At 69.7% G+C, this 20,261-nt stretch carries 14 protein-coding genes; 10 read left to right on the forward strand and 4 right to left on the reverse strand.

Annotated features, from left to right (window positions below; genetic code table 11):
* Positions 1-19 precede the first annotated feature (19 nt).
* The 3 genes from ACG00X_RS07470 to ACG00X_RS07480 form a co-directional block, all read right to left on the reverse strand.
* The gene (locus tag ACG00X_RS07470; RefSeq protein ID WP_394487443.1) at positions 20-1,186 is read right to left on the reverse strand and encodes an amidohydrolase; all 1,167 of its coding nucleotides are present in this window, start codon (positions 1,184-1,186) and stop codon (positions 20-22) included.
* Positions 1,187-1,313: 127 nt separating this feature from the next.
* Positions 1,314-2,270, reverse strand: coding sequence for a glucosamine inositolphosphorylceramide transferase family protein (locus tag ACG00X_RS07475; protein WP_394487444.1), 957 nt, complete (start codon positions 2,268-2,270; stop codon positions 1,314-1,316).
* A gap of 135 nt (positions 2,271-2,405) precedes the next feature.
* Complete coding sequence (locus ACG00X_RS07480; protein WP_394487445.1) at positions 2,406-3,482, reverse strand: glycosyltransferase; 1,077 nt, start codon at positions 3,480-3,482, stop codon at positions 2,406-2,408.
* 432 nt (positions 3,483-3,914) lie between these two features.
* On the opposite strand from ACG00X_RS07480, the gene ACG00X_RS07485 reads away from it, so the two are divergent.
* From ACG00X_RS07485 to ACG00X_RS07515, 7 genes are all read left to right on the forward strand, one after another.
* Positions 3,915-5,006 (forward strand): flagellar basal body P-ring protein FlgI, encoded by a 1,092-nt coding sequence (locus ACG00X_RS07485; RefSeq protein WP_394487773.1) that lies wholly within the window; start codon positions 3,915-3,917, stop codon positions 5,004-5,006.
* 171 nt (positions 5,007-5,177) lie between these two features.
* The gene (gene flgJ / locus ACG00X_RS07490) at positions 5,178-6,050 is read left to right on the forward strand and encodes a flagellar assembly peptidoglycan hydrolase FlgJ (RefSeq protein WP_394487446.1); all 873 of its coding nucleotides are present in this window, start codon (positions 5,178-5,180) and stop codon (positions 6,048-6,050) included.
* 12 nt (positions 6,051-6,062) lie between these two features.
* Positions 6,063-8,045 (forward strand): flagellar hook-associated protein FlgK, encoded by a 1,983-nt coding sequence (flgK, locus tag ACG00X_RS07495; protein ID WP_394487447.1) that lies wholly within the window; start codon positions 6,063-6,065, stop codon positions 8,043-8,045.
* Between the two features lie 88 nt (positions 8,046-8,133).
* Positions 8,134-9,435: a flagellar hook-associated protein FlgL gene (gene flgL, locus ACG00X_RS07500; RefSeq protein WP_394487448.1), complete on the forward strand. Its 1,302-nt coding sequence runs from the start codon at positions 8,134-8,136 to the stop codon at positions 9,433-9,435.
* 220 nt (positions 9,436-9,655) lie between these two features.
* A complete protein-coding gene (locus ACG00X_RS07505) occupies positions 9,656-10,837 on the forward strand; it encodes an EAL and HDOD domain-containing protein (protein WP_394487449.1) in 1,182 nt (393 codons plus the stop codon).
* Between the two features lie 147 nt (positions 10,838-10,984).
* A complete protein-coding gene (locus ACG00X_RS07510) occupies positions 10,985-13,423 on the forward strand; it encodes a PAS domain-containing sensor histidine kinase (protein WP_394487451.1) in 2,439 nt (812 codons plus the stop codon).
* Between the two features lie 20 nt (positions 13,424-13,443).
* Positions 13,444-14,046, forward strand: coding sequence for a response regulator (locus ACG00X_RS07515; protein ID WP_394487452.1), 603 nt, complete (start codon positions 13,444-13,446; stop codon positions 14,044-14,046).
* A 45-nt stretch (positions 14,047-14,091) separates the two neighbouring features.
* Here ACG00X_RS07515 and ACG00X_RS07520 read toward each other — a convergent pair whose 3' ends face one another.
* Positions 14,092-15,423 (reverse strand): sensor histidine kinase, encoded by a 1,332-nt coding sequence (locus ACG00X_RS07520; RefSeq protein WP_394487453.1) that lies wholly within the window; start codon positions 15,421-15,423, stop codon positions 14,092-14,094.
* 141 nt (positions 15,424-15,564) lie between these two features.
* Between ACG00X_RS07520 and ACG00X_RS07525 the strand changes: the two genes are divergently transcribed.
* From ACG00X_RS07525 to ACG00X_RS07535, 3 genes are all read left to right on the forward strand, one after another.
* Positions 15,565-15,933, forward strand: a complete 369-nt coding sequence (locus tag ACG00X_RS07525; protein ID WP_394487455.1) for an Hpt domain-containing protein — start codon at positions 15,565-15,567, stop codon at positions 15,931-15,933.
* Between the two features lie 160 nt (positions 15,934-16,093).
* Positions 16,094-18,313 (forward strand): putative bifunctional diguanylate cyclase/phosphodiesterase, encoded by a 2,220-nt coding sequence (locus ACG00X_RS07530; protein ID WP_394487456.1) that lies wholly within the window; start codon positions 16,094-16,096, stop codon positions 18,311-18,313.
* A gap of 15 nt (positions 18,314-18,328) precedes the next feature.
* Entirely contained in the window at positions 18,329-20,170 is a 1,842-nt protein-coding gene (locus ACG00X_RS07535) for a GGDEF domain-containing protein (RefSeq protein WP_394487458.1), read from the forward strand.
* The last annotated feature ends 91 nt before the right edge of the window (positions 20,171-20,261 follow it).

The raw sequence follows: 20,261 nt of genomic DNA on the forward strand, positions 1-20,261 counted from the left end.
GCCCTGGCCGCACTTCGCATCAAGAAACCGACCATCGACACCCAACTGACCCTGCTGTAGTGGCAATTCCGAAGGGCCAGCCTATACGGATCAGGCACTTACGGCGGTTGGTGTCGAACTCGGGGGCGCCGGTCACTTTGGGCACGACCTCGATGCCCATCGGGCGCGGGCCGGTGCTGGCCACGCGCGTGAGCGTGGGCAGCATGGCTTCAGTCAACGCCGGGTCGTTGTGCGTGACGGGGTAGTTCTTCGTGATGCAGACCTGGCAGCTCGCGCGCGACGCGGTGGCGATGCCCTCGGCCAGCTGCGTGACGCGCGCGTGGATGTCGTCGCGCATGCCCTCGTCGAAGCTGCGGATGGTGCCGCGCATCTCGACGGCATCCGGAATGATGTTCTCGCGCACGCCACCCCTGATGGCGCCGATGGTGACGACGGCCGGCTCGCGGTTGAGGTCCAGCGTGCGGCTGACGATGGTTTGCAGGCCCAGCACGATCTGCGCCGACGTGACGATGGGGTCCACGCCCAGCCACGGCGCTGCGCCATGCGTCTGCTTGCCGCGCACGGTGATCTTGAGCCGGTCGCTGCTCGCCATCGTCGGACCCGGCCGGTAGCCGATGACGCCGACCGGCTGGCGCGACGTGACGTGCAGGCCGAAGATGGCGCTGGGCGTGGGGTGCTCCAGCACGCCCTCCTTGATCATCAGCGCTGCCCCGCCCTCCTCGCCCTCGGGCGGCATCTCCTCGGCGGGCTGGAAGATGAACTTCACGCTGCCCGGAATCCGCTCCCGCAGCCCGGCCAGGATGCTGGCCACGCCCATCAGGATGGCGACGTGGCAGTCGTGTCCGCAGGCATGCATGACGCCCACCTCCTCGCCGTTCCACACCGCACGCGCCTTGGAGGCGAAGGGCAGGTCCACGGCCTCGGTGACGGGCAGCCCGTCCATGTCGGCGCGCAGCGCGACCACGCCGCCGGGCTTACCGCCCTTGAGCAGCCCGACGACGCCGGTGTGCGCCACGCCCGTCTTGACCTCGTCGAAGCCCAGCGAGCGCAGGTGCTCGGCGACGATGCTGGCAGTGCGGAATTCCCGGTTGCCCAGCTCGGGATGCTGGTGCAGGTCGCGGCGCCAGGCGATGACCTGGGATTCGAGAGCGGCGGCTGCGGCGTCGATGCGGTCGGTGAGGTTCATGCAAAGGCCCGAAGAAGTGCTGCGCAAGTATGGCGGCAGGCGGCTGCGCCCAAGCAACGGCAGCACCCGCTGAGACAACGTCTGTGCCGCGCAAGGCAAGTCCCACGTACCTCGCGAGATATCCGGGCTAGAGCGCTCGCGCAGGAAGCTTGGTCAAGTCCTGGCACCCCATGAGCCGCCGCAGCCGGCGCTTGAAGTCCAGCCACTGCTTGGTGCGTGAGCGGTCGATGCGCTTCACGTCGATCAGCGACAGGCCATCGCCACAGCCGTTGAGCGTGTGCAGACCAGCGACGTGCGTCGTGCTGACGAGGTCGCCCGTCAGGCGCTCGACACCGGCCTCGAGCACCACACGCTCGGGCGTCAGCGACGTGAAACGCAGCAACCGGGTGGCGCTGCCATAGCCAGTGGCGCTGTCCTGCACCGGCAGCGTCAGCACGCCGTCACGGCCCACGAAGGGCCGGCCGGCCGGGCGGGCGCCGTCGCGGCTGACACGCACCGGGTTACTCGCCAGCGGCGTCCACGGGCCGATCAGCCGGGGTGCGTGCGCCACATGCAGCTCACGCTGGTCGCGCGCGCCCGGGCCCACCAGCGCATAGAACATCCACCAGCGCCCGCCGTGCTCGACAAGCGATGCATCGGCAACGGGCTGCCCGGTGAGCAGGGCCGATTCGCGCACCCAGCGGTCGAGTGACGCGTCGGTCGCGCGGTAGAGCGCGACCTCGCCGGCCTGGAAGCTCTCCGGCACCATCCAGGTCTGGCCGCCGTGCTCGAAGACTTGCGGGTAGGACAGGTGAAATGGCTTGTCCAGCACCGTGACCTGGCCGCGCCAGCGCAGGTCGGCCAGCGCAAACTCGTGGCGCTCGATGTTGGCGCGCTTGATGCGGTAGTCGAAGGCCTCGACGAAGACGTGCAGCGCGTCGCCGCGCACGAGGCCGAAGGGATCGGCCAGGTAGCGCCAGTGGCCGGCGTCGGGCAGCCAGGTGATGCGCTCGCGCGCGGCACGCAAGGTGGCAGCGTCGACATCCTGAACCGTGACCGGAACGATGCCGACCTGCCAGAAGTCGGTGCGGGGGCGTTTGAACATGCAGGAATAGGGGCTGCCGCAGCTGAGCAGCCGCGCGATGGACCATCAAATGAACAAGCCGCCACGCGGCGGCCTGCATTCTCAACGCAAGGGCTGGGCCGGCCTCACCGGCGTTGCCGCCATAGCACGCGGCCGTCAGGCGGCGACGGCGGTCTTGTCTTCATCCAGCATCGGTGCCCGTGCCGTGCGGTGGGCCATGACATCGCGGTAAAACCCGAGCGTCCGCGCCACGGCGTTGCCGCGGTCATAGGCGGCTGTTGCATAGCTCACGGTGCGTGCCTCGCGGGGCAGCGGGCGCAGGCGAGCCAGCTCTTCGTCGATGGCCCGGCCCAGCTGATCCGCGTCGCCTACCGGCACGAGCCGCGCGGGCTGCCCCAGCAGCATCTCCTGCGGCCCCTGGGTGGCGGTGGACAGCACGGGCCGGCCGGCACGCATGGCTTCCAGGATGGCGAGCGGGAAGGCTTCCTCGCGAGACGGCGACACGAAGAGGTCAAACGACTGCAGCGCCTCGTCGACGTCGGTCCGGTAGCCCAGCAGCCGGATGCGAGCATCGCCCGCCGCCATCGCCTGCAGGCGATCCGCGTCGGGACCCTCGCCCAGGATGGCCAGCACCGCGTCGGCCGGCGCATGGGCCTTGAAACCCTGGATCAGCAGGTCCATGCCCTTGCTGCTGTGCAGCCGGCCCACGCTGCCAACCAGCAACTGCTCGGGCTGCAGGGCCAGCTCGGCGCGCAGATCGGTCCGGCAGGCGGTGGCCTCACGCTCCGGCGCCCAGTTGTAGATGACGCTGGCCAGCTGCCGCGACTTCGGCAGCCCGTCATGCTGGGCGCGATTCACGCAGATGAGCCCGTCCAGTTCGGCATGGTGATGGGCCTTGTAGCCGACGTGCAGCGTGCCGATGCGTGCCACATCGCACGACCGGGCAACGGCCTTGCACGCGGGGCCGAGGTGGCCATGGCAGACATCGGCCCGCAGGCGGCGCACCAGCGACGCGACGCGCCAGCCACGCATCAACGGCAGCTTGAGGCCATGGAAGGTCACGGCGGCGCTCAAGGCGCCCGCCACGGCAGACCCGGCAGAGCCGATGACATGGACTCGATGGCCGAGTGCCGCCTGGGCGTTGGCGAGATCGATGCAATGCCGTTCGCCGCCGGCAATGCGCGATGAGAAGACGACATGGACCAGGGTCAACGGCTCGAACGGGAGAGGCATGGCAGCTTTTGATAACGATTCGAATACGCGGGAAGCATTAAAAACTTTACGTAGCGACACATTCAGAAACCTGTCAGTTCCCCTCGGTTGCGCGTACAGGCCTGTGGGCGCCTTGCTCAGATAACGCGCCATGCCGCGCAAGCTGCGTCGATGCCCGCGGCGTCGCTGACCTCGATCGACGGCCAGCGCATCACAAGCCTGTGGCGCGGCGGGCACAACAGCCACGCCACAGCCCCAGGCAGGATGGCACGCGGGCTCCCGCGAAACTGAGGGGCAGCTTTCGCCCGCCCGACATCTGCATGACAGCGCCACGTGAACAAAGCCGCGCTGTCCGCCCGACGCGGCCGCTCGGCGCAGAAAAGCGGGGCGGTCCGCGTCCTTTTCAACGGCTTCGCAGGCTCAAGGGTCCGCAGAATTTGCCGAGTGAAGACCCTGCAAGCCCTCCTCCTCAGCCTCGCCGTCGTGCTGGCGCCGATTTCCCATGCCGCCCGCATCAAGGAAGTCGCGGCCGTGGCCGGCGTGCGCTCCAACCCGCTGACGGGCTACGGCCTGGTCGTGGGTCTGGACGGCACCGGCGACCAGACCACGCAGGCGCCCTTCACCGGCCAGAGCCTCACAGCCATGCTGCAGCAGTTCGGCGTGCTGCTGCCCCAGGGCGTGACCATGCAGCCTCGCAACATCGCCGCCGTCATGGTGACGGCCTCGCTGCCGCCTTTCGCGCAGCCCGGCCAGCAGCTCGACATCAATGTCTCGTCCATCGGCAATGCCAAGAGCCTGCGTGGCGGCACGCTGATCGCGACGCCACTGCGCGGCGCGGACGGGCAGATCTACGCCATCGCACAAGGCAACCTGGTCGTCGGCGGTGCCGGTGCCTCGGCCGGCGGTTCCAAGGTGCAGATCAACCACCTGAGCGCAGGGCGCATCCCGTCCGGCGCGCTGGTCGAGCGCTCCGTGCCCACGCCGCTGGCCCAGGGCGACATCCTGCAGTTGGACCTCAACAGCAGCGACTACACCACGGCCCGCGCCGTCGCGCAGGCCATCAACAAGGCCAAGGGCGCGGGCACGGCCCAGGCCATGGACGGCCGCGTCGTGCGGGTGAAGGCGCCGACGGCGCCCGATGAGCGCGTCGCATTCCTGGCCGACGTCGAGAACCTGCCGGTGGACCTGGCGCCCGCCGCCGCCCGCGTCGTCATCAACGCCCGCACCGGCTCCATCGTCATGAACCAGGCGGTCACGCTGTCGTCCTGCGCGGTCGCCCACGGCAACCTGTCCGTGACCATCAGCTCGACGCCGGTGATCAGCCAGCCCAACGCGCTGTCTGGCGGGCAGACCACGGTGGCCGAAAAGGCCGACATCGCCATCCGCCAGGATCCCGGCAGCCTCATCCAGCTGCCCGCCGGCGCGCGGCTGTCGGACGTCGTCAAGGCGCTGAATTCGCTCGGCGCCACGCCCCAGGATCTGCTCGCGATCCTGCAGGCGATGAAGAGTGCGGGCGCCCTCAACGCCGAGCTCGAGGTGATCTGATGAAAGCCAACCGCCCCTCGCCCAGCCACGCCCCGCTGAACGCGGGCATGTCTTGTCGGTCCCCCGGGGGGACGACGATTGGCCGGGCCTCGAGCCCAGCCGAAATCGCCCGACGGTCCGGCTTGGGGGCGGCCCGGCGCTCGGCCCGACACCACGCGATGGACCACTGACATGGCCAGCAGCTTTCAATCCATCTCCGGTCAGAGCCTCGGGAGCCTCGACGCGCTCAAGGCCCAGGCCTCGCGTGACCCCAAGGGCACGATCCGCGAAACCGCCAAGCAGTTCGAGTCGCTGTTCATGCAGGAAGTGATGAAGAGCATGCGGGCGTCCACGCTGTCCAGCGGCATGCTGGACAACAGCGCGACGCAGCTCGGCACCGAGATGCTGGACACGCAGTTCGCCGGCAAGATGTCCGGCCTGCCGGGTGGGCTGTCAGACGCCATCCAGAAGCAGCTGCAACGCCAGATGGGCGTCAAGGATCTCTCGCCAGAAAGCGTGCAGAAGGCCAGCCAGACGACGCTGGCCCAGGCCTTGCCCGCGCTGGCGACCAAGGGCATCCCCAACCATGTGCAGAGCTTCATCCAGAAGCACGACGCCGCCGCCCGCGCCGCGTCGGCGGCCACGGGCATTCCGGCCAGCTTCATGGTCGCGCAGGCTGCGCACGAAAGCGGCTGGGGCAAGCGCGAGATCACCGGCGCGGATGGCACCAAGAGCCACAACGTGTTCGGCATCAAGGCCACGCCGGGCTGGACGGGCAAGACGGTGGACGTGCAGACGACCGAGGTCATCAACGGTCAGGCCCACAAGGTGGTGGCCAAGTTCCGCGCCTACGGCAGCTACGACGAGGCCTTCAAGGACTACGCCCGGTTGCTCGGCAGCAACGACCGCTACGCCAAGGTCGTGGCCGAAGCCCAGAGCGGCAACGCCGCCGGCTTCGCCCGCGGCCTGCAGCAGGCCGGCTACGCGACCGACCCGGCCTATGCCGAGAAGATCGCCAAGACCATTCAAACCACCCAGCGTGTGCAAAGCACGCTGATGGCCTGAGGACGCGCGCTCATGGCTGGTCTCCTGACCCTCGGCGCCCGTGCGATGTTCGCCAACCAGGCGGCATTGCAGACCATCGGCCAGAACATCGCCAACGCGAACACGGCCGGCTATTCGCGCCAGTCCGTCGTGCTGACGACGTCGCCGGGGCAGTTCACCGGCGCAGGCTTCTTCGGCAAGGGGGTGGACGTCGAGACCGTCGTGCGCTCGCACAACGAGTTCCTGACCAAGGAGGCCGTGAGCGCCAAGTCCACCGCCTCCGCCGACGCCACGCGCGCCGAGCAGCTCAGCCGCATGGAGAAGATCTTCGCCACCGGCACCGACGGCCTGGGCTACGCGGCCAGCCAGTTCCTCAACGCCATGGTCGACGTGACCAGCCGGCCCAACGACCCGTCCGCGCGCCAGGTGGCGCTGGGCCGTGCCTCGGAGCTGGCCACGCGCTTCTCCAATGCCGGCCAGCAGGTCACCGATCTGCAGGCCGGCGTCGTCAGCGACCTCAAGGCCTCGGTCACCGTCGTCAACCAGCTCGCGCAGCAGATCGCCAACGCCAACGACCAGATCGCCAAGACCCGCGGCAGCGGCCACACGCCCAACGACTTGCTGGACCAGCGCGAAAAGCTGATCTCGCAAATGGGCGAATACATCGCCGTCACGACCGTTCCGGCCGACGACGGCACGGTGGGCGTCTTCATCGGCGGTGGCCAGCGCCTGGTGCTGGGCAACCAGGCATCGGCGCTGCAGGTCACGGCCGATGCGTACGACCCGCAGCGTGCCGTGCTGTCGCTGAAGGAAGGCAACATCAACCGTGCGCTGGACGAGAGCGTGCTGACCGGTGGCTCCATGAGCGCGCTGCTGAGCTTCCAGAACCACGACCTGCAAGACGCCCGCAACATGCTCGGGCAGCTGGCGGCCGCCATCGGCACACGCGTCAACGACCAAAACGCCCTCGGGCTGGACCTGTCCAACCCGCCGGGCCAGGGGGCCGCCATCTTCAACGTGGCGACGCCGCGCACGCTGCCCGCCGCCACCAATGCGCGTGACGCCAACGGCGCCTTCGTCAGCGGCGTGCAGGCCAGCATCGTCGACGCCGGCCAGCTGCAAGCCAGCAGCTACATGCTCACCTCCGACTCGGCAGGCAGCTACCAGCTGACCCGGCTGTCCGACGGGCTGGTGCGCTCGGTCAACGACGGCGACACGATCGACGGCTTCCAGGTCAGCTTCACGCCGTCGGCCCCGGCCGCGGGCGAGAGCTTCCTCATCGAGCCCGTGGGGGCCGCCGCGACCGAGATGCGCCGCGTGCTCGACAACCCCAACGGCATCGCGGCCGCGTCCCCGCTGACGGCCTCCACGCTCGCCACCAACAACGGCACACTGACCATCGACAGCATCTATGCCGTCAACCGCACGATGGACACGGCCAACGCGCCCATCAGCATCGAGTTCGGCGACCCCGACCCCGCCAACAGCGCCAACGTCCAGTACACGCTGACGCTGGCCGACGGCACGGTCATGAACGGCATCTGGAGCGCCGGCAAGCCCATCGGCAACGACCCGGCCGCCGGCATCGACCTCGGCTTCGAGCTGCGCACCAATGGCGTGCCGCGCAAGGGCGACAAGCTGACGCTGGACAAGACCACCTACACCGCCACCAACAACGGCAACGCCAAGGCCTTCCTGAACATCCAGACGGAAGCCTTCATCGGCCGCCAGGTGCTGACCGACGGCTCCATCACGGCTGGCTCGACGATCAGCGACGCCTACGCGGCCTCGATGAGCGAGGTGGGCGCACGCGTGCAGAGCGCAACCTATCTGTCGGGCGTCTCCACCACGGTGGCGACCAACGCCGAAGCCAACCGCGCCGGGCAGGCCGGCGTCAACCTCGACGAAGAAGCCTCGCGCCTGATGCAGTTCCAGCAGAGCTACCAGGCCGCGGCCAAGGTGCTGCAGACGGCACAGACGCTGTTCGACGAACTGATGCGCATCGCCGCCCGATGAGACACCCCGCACACCGCACCACCGACCGGGCCGCTGACACCGCACGCCGCCAACGTGCAGCCCTCGCCGATTTCCCCCGGGAGCGCTCATGAGACTCTCCACCGCCAATCTCTACGACACCTCCATTGCCAACCTGCAACGGCGCCAGAACGCCCTGCAGCAGCAGCAGGAACAACTCACGTCCGGCAAGCGCGTCGCCCAGGCCAGCGACGACCCGACCGGCGCGGCACGCGCGGAGCGGGCGCTGGCCACCATCGGCCGCGTCGACGCCAACCAGCGCGCGCTGGAGGCCAGCCGCAACAGCATGACGCTGGCCGAATCGGCGCTGGGCGACGCGGGCGAACTGCTGCAGCAGGCCCGCGAGACGCTGGTCGCCGCTGGCAACGGCAGCTATTCCGATGCCGAGCGCAAGGGCCTGGCCAACAAGCTGCAAGGCCTGCGCGACCAGCTGCTGGCCATCGCCAACCGCGCCGACGGCGCGGGCGGCTACCTGTTCTCGGGCCAGGGCTCGTCCAGCCCGCCCTTCCTGGACCAGGCCGGCGGCGTGGCCTATGTCGGCGTCGGCGGGCAGATCCAGACCGGCAACATGGAAAACTTCCAGCTCACCGTGGACGGGCGCTCGGCCTGGGAGCAGGCCGCCAGCGGCAACGGCAGTTTCGAGACGGCGCCCAGCGCCATCGTCACCGACCCCGTCACCGGCGCACCCAGCGTGCAGTTGATCGACCCCGGTGCCACCGCAGCCAACGGCGGCGTGCCGGTGCCGCTGGTCAACGCCAACACCGGCCAGGCCGCTTCAGGCTGGATCGACAGCGGCCGCGTCACGGACCCCTCGCTGCTGACCGGGCACAACTACCGGCTGGATGTGACCGGCACGGCGCCCAGCCAGACCTACACGCTGACGGACCAGGACCTCGGCAGCATCGTCTCCGCCGGCGCCTTCAAGGTCGGCGAGGCCATCGTCGCCGATGGCATGGCGCTCACCGTCACCGGCAAGCCCGCCGACGGCGACGCCTTCGCCGTGGCCGGCTCGCAGCGCAGCCTCAAGCTCTTCGACGCGCTCGACAAAGCCATCGTCGACCTCAACACGCCGCTGCGCACACCCACCCAGGTCAGCCAGGGCAATGCGTCCGCCGTGCGGGACATCGATGCCGCCATGGGCAACCTGCAAAGCGTCCGCACCCAGGTCGGCGAGCAGCTCAACAACCTCGATGGCACCGAGACGCGCCTGGCGGCACTGAAGCAGTACAGCACCGAGGAGCGGAGCGCCGCCGAAGACCTGGACATGGTGCAGGGCATCTCCGATTTCCAGAACCAGCAGACCGGCTACGACACCGCGCTGAAGACCTACGCGATGGTGCAGAAGATGTCGTTGTTCCAATACCTCACCTGATCGACCGTCCACGACGGGGCCATCGCCCGGGCGGCTACGGCCCGGGACGGCGCGGTTAGGGCCGATCGCCCGATGAAGACGGGTGCGACCGCCGCACGGTGAACAATGCCCAGGCAGCGCTTGCAAGGGTGGCTGGCGTGAAGCTGTCACGAATTGGCGGCACGGGCAGCGAGGCGGCATGGCAGACTGCCACTTTCCCTGCCAGACCCTGCGTCGCGAAATGTCCGACAACACCCCCGCCGCCCTCGATCACGCCATCCTGCCCGGTGTCGCCCTTGGCTACGCCCCGGTCATCGACCGCCAGCATGGCATTGCCGGGACGCGGCTCACCCTGGTGCCACTGCGCCCAGACGCGCGCATCGACCAGGCCGAACTGCTGGCCGCGCTCGCCGCCACCTGGCCCAAGGGCGGCATCGTGCTGAGCCCGCAAGGCGAAACCCTGTTGGGCGCCGTGCTGGCCCAGCCGCCCGCGCAGCCGATGCAGATCGAAGTGCCGGCCTTCATGGCCGCCGATCCCGCGCTCGCCGACGCTATCGCTGCGCTCAAGGGCACCGGCCACCGCGGCCTGCTCAAGGGCCTGCCCAGCGCACCGCTGCCGGCGCCCGTCGCCGCGATGTTCAAGCAGATTGCACTGGAACCCGGCCAGAGCGCGCCGGCCGGCATCGAGCACGTCTGCGCCGGTGTCCGCGGCGCCGACGCCGTCGCAGCCGCCTTCAAGGCCGGCGCAGCCGCCGTCATCGGCTGGCCCATGGACGGCCCCTACGAAGCCAGCGATGGCGCCAAGACCGAGATCGCCGGCGACCTGCAGGTCATCATGGAGCTGATCTCGCGCGTGGACGAGGGCGAAGACGTCGAGCGCCTGGAGCAAACGCTCAAGCGCGACCCCAGCCTGGCGTTCAAGCTGCTGCGCTACATGAACTCCGCCGCCTTCGGCCTGCCCGTGGAGGTGTCGAGCTTCCGCCACGCCATCATGCTGCTGGGCTACGCCCGCCTGAAGCGCTGGCTGGCGCTGCTGCTGACGACGGCCAGCAGCGATCACGCCATGCGGCCCATCATGTACGGCGCGGTGCGCCGCGGCTTGCTGATGGAAGAGCTGGCGGCCGGCATGAACGACCGCGAGCAGCGCGACGAGATGTTCATCTGCGGCCTGTTCTCGCTGCTGGACCACATGCTCAAGCAGCCGTTCGACAAGCTGCTGCAGAGCATTCCCGTGCCCGAGCGCGTGCGCCAGGCGCTGGTGGACGGCACGGGGCCCTTCCTGCCCTATCTGCAACTGGTGCAGGCCATCGAGTCGGAATCGGTGTTCGACTACCGTGACTGCACGGAAGCACTGATGCTCGGTGCCGGCGAGGTGAATGCCTGCGTGCTGCGCGCGCTGCACAAGGCCGCCCAGCTCGAGTGACGCTTGCGCCTCTCGCCCCTCCTCGCACCACCCGCGGCATACAGCCGCGAGCTGCCTCAAGCGGGCCGGCTTGGGGCAGCCCGGCGCTCGGCCGGACAGGCGCGGCGGCACCCGATGCCTGACGCGCATCTGCCCGCCTGCTGAACGATGTTCGGCCCACCCGCCTCTGCCGCGCTGCAGGACCTGGTCGGCGATCCGGTACTGACGCTGCGCGCAGACCTCTCCGTGCTGCGCGCCAACCCGGCCGCACGGGAATGGCTGGGGGGCAACGCGGCGGACGGCTGGCGACTGCTGCGCCGGGCGGCCGGCGCCCGGCTGGAGACCTGGTTGCGCGAGGCGGCCCTGGCCATCGAGGCCGACCGGCCCGCCCCGCCGGCCCCGCCGCTCAAACTCCCCGACGGGCAACGGGCCACGCTGCGGCTGCTGCGTGACCGCCCCAACTGGCTGCTGCACGCACGGTTGAGCGCCGCTGACGCAGCGGAGCCGCCGCTGGCCGAATGGCTGGCGCTGTCGCCGCAACCCGCCGCACTGGCCGACGCCGGCAGTGGCGCCCTGCTGCAGCGCAATGCCGCCTTCGACGCGCTGTGCCCGGGTTCGCCACGCTACCTGCACGAGCTGCCCGATCTGCTGCAGGCACTGCTGGGCTGGCACTGCGGCGCACCGCTGCCGGCGCTGGCTGCCCAGCAGCAGCAAGACCCGCCGCTGGTGACCGAGACCGAGTTCGTCGATGCACAAGGGGGCCAGCGCTGGCTGCAGGCACGGCTGCGCCTGTGGCGCCACGCGGGTCGCGCGCTGCTGCTGATGCAGCTGGAAGACCACAGCATCCAGCACGAGCGCGACCTCGCCCACCATCAGCTGGATGCCCTCATGGACACCGCCGCCGTGGGGTTGGCGACCTTCCAGCCCGAAGCCGGTTGGGTCAAGACTCACCGCAAGGGTTCGCCCTTCAAGACGGGTGGCAAGCAACCGGTCGCATCGCTGCAGGGCATCAGCCGCGACATCGTGGAGCCCGCGTCACTGCCTGAATACGAACGGCTGCAACGCGCGCTGAAGAAGGGCGACGGCGTCGAGGTGCGCTACGCGGTGCGCCACCCCGAGCTCGGGCGGCGCTGGCTGCTGACGCGCGTGGCGCCGGGCCTGCTGGCGGGCGGGCGGCGCTCCACGTCCGTCGTGACGCTGGACGTGACCGCCCAGGCCCAGGCCGAGAACGCCCTGCTGCTGCGCGCCGAAAGCGAGCGCGCAGTGCTCGACTCGGTGCTCGTGGGCATCGTCACCGTCGGGCCGGACGGCATCGAATGGATGAATCGCTCCGCACGGCGCATGTTCAGCTGCGAACTCGACGACGTGCTGAGCCAGCCCATGGGCGTGCTCGCCCCCGAGGACGACGGCCACGTCTTCCATGGCGAGCCCGGCAGCGAGGTGTTCGAGTGCCGGCTGCGCGGCCGGGACGGTCGCGTGTTCTGGGTCATCGGCAATGCCGTGCAGACGCCGCGCGAGAACGGCCAGCTGCAGACCACCTATGCGCTGCTGGACATCGACCGCCGCCGCCAGGCCGAGGCGCAGAGCCGGCTCGCGCAGGCCTCGCTGGCCCGCATCATCGAAGGCGCGCCGCTGGCCATCACGCTGCACGAGGCGTCGAGCCTGCGTATCGTCCAGCTCAACCATGTGGCCGCAACGCTGGCCGCCCAGCCCGAGAGCGCGCTACTGGGGGGCACGCCCGTGGAACTGTTCGGCCCCGAACAGGGCGCGCGCGTCGTCGCCGACATGCGCGAGGCCCTCGTCTCACAGACCGTCGTGCAGCGCGAATACCAGGTGCAGGCCGGCCCCGCCACGCGCATCTGGGACGCGCGGCTGCTGCACCTGGCCGCCGGCCATGACACGCCCGAACTGCTGCTGTTCGTCGCCAGCGACGTGACCGAGCAGCGCGCCGCCGAGCAGGCACGCCTGCAGGCCGCCATCTCGCAGCGCGAGCTGCTCGTGCGCGAGGTGCACCACCGCATCAAGAACAACCTGCAGGGCGTGGCGGGCCTGCTGCAGCAGATCGCCGCGCGCCGCCCGGAAGTGGCCCCCGTGCTGAAGGAAGCCGTGGGCCAGGTGCAGGCCATCGCGCAGGTCTACGGCCTGCAGGTGGGCGCGACCGGGCCGCTGGTGCTCAAGCGCGTGTTTGACGCGATCGTCGGCTCCGTGCAACGCATGCAGGGGCGCGTCATCACGACCGCCGCCGAAGGCGGCGCACTGCTGGAGGACTGGCGTCTGGCCGAAGCCGAAGCCATCCCCATCGCACTGAGCCTCAACGAGTTGCTGGGCAACGCGCTGAAGCATTCCAACGATGCACAGGTGCGCTGCCAGCTCATCTGCGACCCGCGCGGCGTCGTCGTCGAGATCGCCAACCCGGGCCGGCTGCCGCCCGGTTTCCAGCTGCAAAACGTCAGGAGCGGCGTGTCGGGGCTGGGCCTGGTGCGCGCGCTGCTGCCGCGCCGCAGCGCCAGCCTCAGCCTGGCGCAGCAGGGAGACGACGTGCTTTGCCGTCTGGAATTGATCCCGCCAAGCGTGGTTCACAATCCAGCCATAAAACCAGGTTCTTGAATGGTCGAGCGAGGGACACGGTGAGCAAGGGCAAGATCTTGGTCGTCGACGACGACCGTCTGGTATTGGCGACACTGAGCTACGGCCTGACCCAGGCCGGTTTCGACGTCATCGACGCGGACAACGGCGACGACGCCATCCTGCTGGCCCGTGAGCACCGCCCGCAGCTGGCCCTGCTGGACATCCGCATGGAAGGCCTGACCGGTTTCGACGTCGCCGCCTACCTGCGCGAGTTCCTGCAGACGCCGTTCATGTTCCTGTCCGCCTTCACCGACGAGGCCACCGTGGCCAAGGTCAAGGAACTCGGCGCCGTGGCCTACCTCGTCAAGCCGCTGGACATCTCGCAGATCGTGCCCGCCGTGGAAGCCGCCTTCGCGCACTCGGCCGCCACCGCACCGGCAACGGCTGCGCCGACCGATGCATTCCAGGCGCCGTCGGAGCTGCCTCCGCTGGACGCCACGGCCCTTGCCGTCGGCGTGTTGATGCACCGCTACTCGCTTGCGCGAGACGAAGCGCTGACGCGGCTCATGGGCCTGGCGGCGGCCGACGGGCACAGCCTGCCGGAGCAGGCGCGGCGCATCGTCGACGCGATCGAACTGCTGGCCCGGCCGGCACAACGCTGACCGACGCGGCCGTCGTGCCGCGAGCCTCGCCGGCCCCTCGAGGCATCAGTTCAAGGTGAAGTAGAAGCGCGCGCCTTCACCCACCGCTGACTCGGCCCAGATGTCGCCGCCATGCCGGCGCACGATGCGGCGCACCAGCGCCAACCCGACACCGGTGCCCTGGAAGTCGCTGGCGCTGTGCAGGCGCTGGAAGACGCCGAAGAGGCGCTCGGCGAAACGCATGTCAAAGCCGGCCCCGTTGTCCTGCACGACGAAAACGCGCCGCCCTCCCTGCTCCAGGCTCGCAAAGCGAATGCGTGTGCAGTCGCCCTTGGCGCTGTATTTCCACGCGTTGCCCAGCAGGTTCTCCAGCACCATGCGCAGCAGCGTCGGGTCGCCCTGCACCGTCAGCCCCGGCTCGACGTCCAGCTCCAGCTCCCGCTGGGGCGCCGCACGACGCAGCTCCTCCATGATGTATGCCGCCTGCTGTGACAGGTTGACCGGCTGACGCGCCAGCGGCCGCGTGGACAACTGACTCAGCGACAGCAGGGCGTCGATCATGCTGTTCATGCGCGCGGCGGCGCTCATGACGCGATCGAGGTGATCATTGCCGACGCGGTCGAGCCGGCTGCCGTAGTCTTCCTTCAGGATGCGCGCAAACCCCTCCACCACGCGCAGCGGTGCGCGTAGGTCGTGCGAGACGCTGTAGCTGAACGACTCCTGCTCGGCGGCCAGATCCGGTGACGGCAGCGCCGCCTGCGCCGCACCCGGCGTGTCCGGCGGCCTGGCCGTGCCGACGTAGCCGGCAAAGTGGCCCTGGGCGTCGATGCAAGGCAGCCCACGCAAGGACCAGCTCACCTCACCGTCTGCGCCGCACAGCTGCAGTTCGGCGATGGGCTGGTGGGCGTCCAGCCGCTCGCGCAACTGCACCGTCGCGGCCTGGGCCGGCGCGAAACGCTCCCACAAACGCTGCGTGCTGGCGCCGGCGCCCACCCAGTTCGAGGACGGCGCGCCTTGCGGGGCCTGCCAGCGCACCAGCCGGTGCGTCGCATCGGTGGCCCATTGCCAGTCGCGCTGCAGCTGGGCCTGCAGATGCAGCTGCAGCCGCGCCTCGCGCAGTTGCTCGGACAGCCGCTGCCGGGTCAGCCGCACGCCGGCATGCCAGCCCAGCGCCGCAGCCACCAGCACCATGACACCCGTGAAGAATGCCGTCAGCACGAGAGCCGCGTGCACCAGCCCGACCTCGCCGCCCCACACCCGCATCAAGGCGAGCAGCACCAGCGTTCCGAGCAACAGCAGCAACAGCGCCGCGCCGCCCAGCGCCAGGATCAGCAGCCGCATCGGCATCCGCCGCTCCAGGCGGCGCGATGGCGCGCTGTCGTCGCTGAGGCTGTTCATGGCGGTCATTGTAGGCAGCGCATCTCCCATGCCAGACTCCCTCGCGCTCTGTTGCGCGCCCTGGAAAACTGTGCATTTCTTCGCGCCAACACCCCCTGCGGCCCAAGCTACATTTGCGGGAATGCCCCCAGCCCGCCGCACATGACTGCTCCATCGCCTGCCGCCCTGCTCGATCCCGAGGCGATCAAGCGTCTGCGCGAGCTCGACCCGAGCGGCAACAACAAGCTGCTGGAGCGCGTTGTCGCGGCCTTCGCCAGCTCACTGGAGCGGCTGATGCCCGAGCTCGAGCGGGCCCGGGAAGGCGACACGCTGGATCTCACGGTCATCCGCCATGTCAGCCACACCTTGAAGTCTTCGTCGGCCAGCCTGGGCGCCGTTGCGCTATCAGCCCGTTGCGCAGACATCGAAACAATGGCCCGCGAGGGTCGTCATACCGGCCTCTCCGAGCAGTTGGACGCTATGCTTGCGGACATCCAACAGGTGCAAACGGCCCTGGCCGCGCTGCTCTGAGACGCTGTGAACAAGCCGATCACGCTCGCCCGACCTGCCTCAACGCCGCCCCGCAGCGCTGCAGACGCTCGTTCCTGCCTGCGTTGTGGTGCGATCAAGCACCCAGATCGGCAACCGCGCGGCGTCGCGCGGCGCCTCCACCGCTTCTGAACCCCGCCTCATGGTGTCCACCGGTCAAGACATCGACGATCTGCCGCCCCGCCCGCGCGTGCTGCTGGTCGACGACGACGAGGTCAACCTGCTGCTGACCGCCGCCGCGCTGCGCGAGCGCGGGTTCGAGGTGACCGAGTCGCCCAGCGGCACCGACGCGCTCGCCAAGCTGTCCGTGCGCGCGCCCGACGTCGTCGTGCTCGATGCGCTGATGCCCGAACTCGACGGGTTCGAGACCTGTGCGCTGCTGCGCGCCACACCCGGCTTCGAGTCGCTGCCCGTGCTGATGCTCACGGGGCTCGACGATGAGGCCTCGATCAACCGCGCCTACCAGGCAGGTGCCACGGACTTCTTCGTCAAGTCGCCGCAATGGAGCCTGCTCGACGGCCGGCTGCGCTACCTGCTGCGCAGCTCGCGCACGCGCCATGAGCTCGAACGCAGCAAGGCCAAGCTCGCCCGCGCGCAGGATCTGGCGCGCATGGGCAGTTTCGAGTGGCGGCGCGACGTGGCCGGCAGCTTCGCCATCTCGGCCGAAGGCCTGCGCGTGTTCGGCCGCGGCCCGCAGGACCGGCTGGACTTCGTCAGCGTCATGCGCATGGTGCCGCCCGACGACCGGCATGTCTTCCTGCGCCTGCTGCGTGACGTCGTCGCCCACACCGCCGTCCTCATCACCGACCTGCCGCTGACGCTGCCCGACGGCCGCCAGCGCGTCGTCCACATCGAGGCGGAGCCCGAATTCAACGAGCAGGGCAGCGTCAGCGGCTACACCGGCATCCTGCAGGACGTGACCGACCGCCGTCAGGCCGAGGACCGCATCCGGCAACTGGCCCATTTCGACGCCCTCACCGGCCTGCCCAACCGGCGCCAGCTGATCTGGCGTGTCGAGCGGGCCATCGAGAGCGCGCGGCGCGGTGGCCATGAGGTGGGCCTGCTGCTGATCGACCTGGACCGTTTCAAGGTCATCAACGACACGCTGGGCCACGCGGCCGGCGATGAACTGCTCATCGAGGTCGGCCGGCGCCTGCGCAGTTGCGTGCGCCATTCCGACCAGATCATGGAAGGCGTGCTGGAAGGCCTGGGCAACCGCAGCCACCGCGGGCTCGAGGCCGTCGGCCGCCTGGGCGGTGACGAGTTCGTCGCGCTGCTGCCCGAGGTGGCCGATGAGCGCGACGCCGAGCGCGTCGCGGAACGCGTGCTGGACGCCATGCGCGAGCCCATCTTCGTCGGCGGCCAGGAATGCTTCGTGACGGCCAGCGTCGGTATCGCGATCTACCCGCGCGATGGCCAGAGCATGGCCGACCTGCTGCGCAACTCCGACGTGGCCATGTACGCCGTCAAGAGCCAGGGCCGCAACGCCTCGGCGGTGTACTCGCCGCAGCTGGCCGGTCACGGCAAGCAGAAGCTGGAGCTGGAGTCCGCACTGCACAAGGCGCTGGAGCGCAACGAGATCGTGCTGCACTACCAGCCCAAGATCGACGTGCGTGCCGCCCGCATGGTGGGCGCCGAGGCGCTGATGCGCTGGCAGCGAGGCAATGTCCTGGTGCCGCCGGCCGACTTCATTCCACTGGCCGAGGAAACCGGCCTCATCGTGCCGCTGTCCGAATGGGCGCTGAAGGAAGCAGCCCGCCAGGCCAAGCTGTGGTCACTGCAGTTCGGCTTCTCCGATTCCATCGCCGTCAACCTGCCCAGCCGGCTGTTCGAGCGCACCGATCTCGTCGAGCACATCCACCAATGCGTCAGCGCCTATGGCGTGCCGCACCGGTCCATCCAGCTCGAGATCACCGAGAACAACCTGATGAAGGACCTGCAGAACGTCATCCCGTCTCTGCATCGCCTCAACGAAGTCGGCGTGGAAATCTCCATCGACGACTTCGGTACCGGCTATTCGTCCCTCGCCTACCTGACCACGCTGCCGATCTCCGAGGTCAAGATCGACCGCACCTTCGTGCGCGACCTGGGCATCACGCCGCAAAGCTCCGCCGTCGTCACCGCCATCATCGCGCTGGCGCGCGCACTGGGCCTGCGCGTCATTGCCGAAGGCGTCGAGACCCTGCGCCAGATGGAAGTGCTGCACCGCCTGGGTTGCTCGCTGATGCAGGGCTTCCTGTTCAGCAAGCCGCTGCCGCCGGATGAACTGGAGCGCTGGATCTCGCAGACGGTATTGCCGCGCAAGGCCCCGTGGATCACGCAGGCCGAAGGCAGCCCCGACCTCGCCCGCAGCCAGCGCTAACCCCGTTTTCCGCCGATGCGATCCACCCTCCCGCCGGCCCAGCTCGCCAAGGCGGCGCTTCAGCGCCTGGCCCAGGCCCGGCTCGAACCCACACCCGAGAACTACGCCCGCGCCTACGCCATCGAGGCCGGCGGCGAAGCGCCTGCGGCCGGCAGCGGCGCGGTGCCGGAGCGCCTGCAGCAACTGCTGTCGCGGCTCATCAGCCTCGCGCTGCCATCGGGCGCCACGCGGCAGGAACTGCAAGCCGCGCTGCGCGAGCAACGGCTGGATGAATTGCAGCGGCAGGTCGACAAGCTGCTGGAAACGGCCGGCCCTGCAGCGCAGGCCGACGCCCTGGCCCAGGCCATCGAGCGCCTCGTGCGCGGCCTGGAGCGCGGCGGCCAGCACTGGACACTGGCACGCAAGAAGGAAGGCCTCCAACGCGCACTGGAGCTCGGCCGCGCCGACAACGGCAAGCTCGTCAAGCGGCTGCAGCAGCTGATCGCCAGCTGGGACAAGGACGGCGACGGCAGCGAGGTCGAGACCGACGACGACGGTGGCACGCCCAGCCAGCTTTTCGCCGACAGCGACTTCGCGCCCCCGGACTTCCACGACAGCGCCAGCCTGGGCCTCGGCGACGCGCCACGCGACAGCCTGCCGCCATCGGTGGACCTCGCGCCCTGGCATGCCATCAGCGCCGAACTCGGCGGCACCGTGCGCCACGCACTTCGCTCGCCGCAGACCGAGGCCACGCCGGCCGACGCGCTGATGCGCGAACTGGAGGCCGCACAGGCCGAGCTGAAGGCCGGCGGCGCCAGCCCCGAGCGCGCCACACAGATGGCCGCGCTGTGCCTGCGCGCCCGCCACCTGCTGGACCACCGCCGCCACCTGTTCGACGAACTCGGCGGCCTGTGCCGCGAGCTCAGCAGCAGCCTCGTGGACCTGGCCGAAGACGATTCCTGGGCACGCGGCCAGGCGGAGGCGATGAACAACACACTCGCCCAAGGCCTGTCGGGCCGCGGCGTGCGCACGGTGTCGGAGCTGCTGGCCGGCACGCGCGAGCGCCAGCGTGCGCTGCGCGACGAGCGCTCCAAGGCCCGCGACTCGCTGAAGACGCTCATCCAGCGCATGCTCGCCGAACTGGGCGAGCTGGGCCAGCACACCGACCGCTTCCAGAACAGCGTGGGCCGCTACGCCGACGCCATCGAACAGGCGGACTCCCTCGAGAGCCTGACCGGCACCGTGCGCGAGATGGTCGAGGAGAGCCGCAGCGTGCAGGGGCTGGTGGCCCAGACGCAGGCGCGGCTGACGCTGGAGCATGACCGCGCGACCGCGCTGACCCAGCGTGTCGACGAGCTGGAGGGCGAGCTGCGCCGACTGTCCAACGAGGTCCACACCGACCAGCTCACGCAAGTGGCCAACCGCCGCGGGCTGATTCAGGCGTTCGGCATCGAACAGGCCAGGGCCGAGCGCGAATCGACACGGGTCGCACTGGCGCTGCTGGACATCGACAACTTCAAGAAGCTCAACGACAGCCTCGGCCACCACGCCGGCGACATCGCGCTGAAGTCACTGGCCGAACGGGCGCAGGCCTCGCTGCGGCCCGGCGACATGGTCGCGCGCTACGGCGGCGAGGAGTTCGTGCTGATGCTGCCCGACACGCCGCTGGACGAAGCCCAGCAGGTGCTGGTGCGGCTGCAGCGGTCGCTGTCGTCTGCGCTGTTCAATCACGAGGGCAAGGATGTCTTCGTGACCTTCTCCGCCGGCGTCACGCTGTACCGCCCCGGCGAGACGCTGGAAGCCGCGCTGGACCGCGCTGACGTGGCCCTCTATGAGGCCAAGCACACCGGCAAGAACCGGGCGTGCATCGCCGAGTGACAGGCGGGCGGTAAGCGTGCCCGAAGGGCTGGCGAGGCGGGCCGCTGGCAAGGCGCGACGACGACGCGGGCTCGCGCCCGCTAGAAGGAGC

The organism is Pelomonas nitida (assembly GCF_043555975.1).
Classification (GTDB): domain Bacteria; phylum Pseudomonadota; class Gammaproteobacteria; order Burkholderiales; family Burkholderiaceae_C; genus Pelomonas; species Pelomonas nitida.

Bases quoted from the DNA above. Each gene is read 5' to 3' on its own strand.
- ACG00X_RS07470 (WP_394487443.1), bottom strand. From the start codon at position 1,186: ATGAACCTCACCGACCGCATCGACGCCGCAGCCGCCGCTCTCGAATCC.
- ACG00X_RS07475 (WP_394487444.1), bottom strand. From the start codon at position 2,270: ATGTTCAAACGCCCCCGCACCGACTTCTGGCAGGTCGGCATCGTTCCG.
- ACG00X_RS07480 (WP_394487445.1), bottom strand. From the start codon at position 3,482: ATGCCTCTCCCGTTCGAGCCGTTGACCCTGGTCCATGTCGTCTTCTCA.
- flgJ (WP_394487446.1), top strand. From the start codon at position 5,178: ATGGCCAGCAGCTTTCAATCCATCTCCGGTCAGAGCCTCGGGAGCCTC.
- flgK (WP_394487447.1), top strand. From the start codon at position 6,063: ATGGCTGGTCTCCTGACCCTCGGCGCCCGTGCGATGTTCGCCAACCAG.
- flgL (WP_394487448.1), top strand. From the start codon at position 8,134: ATGAGACTCTCCACCGCCAATCTCTACGACACCTCCATTGCCAACCTG.
- ACG00X_RS07505 (WP_394487449.1), top strand. From the start codon at position 9,656: ATGTCCGACAACACCCCCGCCGCCCTCGATCACGCCATCCTGCCCGGT.
- ACG00X_RS07510 (WP_394487451.1), top strand. From the start codon at position 10,985: ATGTTCGGCCCACCCGCCTCTGCCGCGCTGCAGGACCTGGTCGGCGAT.
- ACG00X_RS07520 (WP_394487453.1), bottom strand. From the start codon at position 15,423: ATGAACAGCCTCAGCGACGACAGCGCGCCATCGCGCCGCCTGGAGCGG.
- ACG00X_RS07525 (WP_394487455.1), top strand. From the start codon at position 15,565: ATGACTGCTCCATCGCCTGCCGCCCTGCTCGATCCCGAGGCGATCAAG.
- ACG00X_RS07530 (WP_394487456.1), top strand. From the start codon at position 16,094: ATGGTGTCCACCGGTCAAGACATCGACGATCTGCCGCCCCGCCCGCGC.
- ACG00X_RS07535 (WP_394487458.1), top strand. From the start codon at position 18,329: ATGCGATCCACCCTCCCGCCGGCCCAGCTCGCCAAGGCGGCGCTTCAG.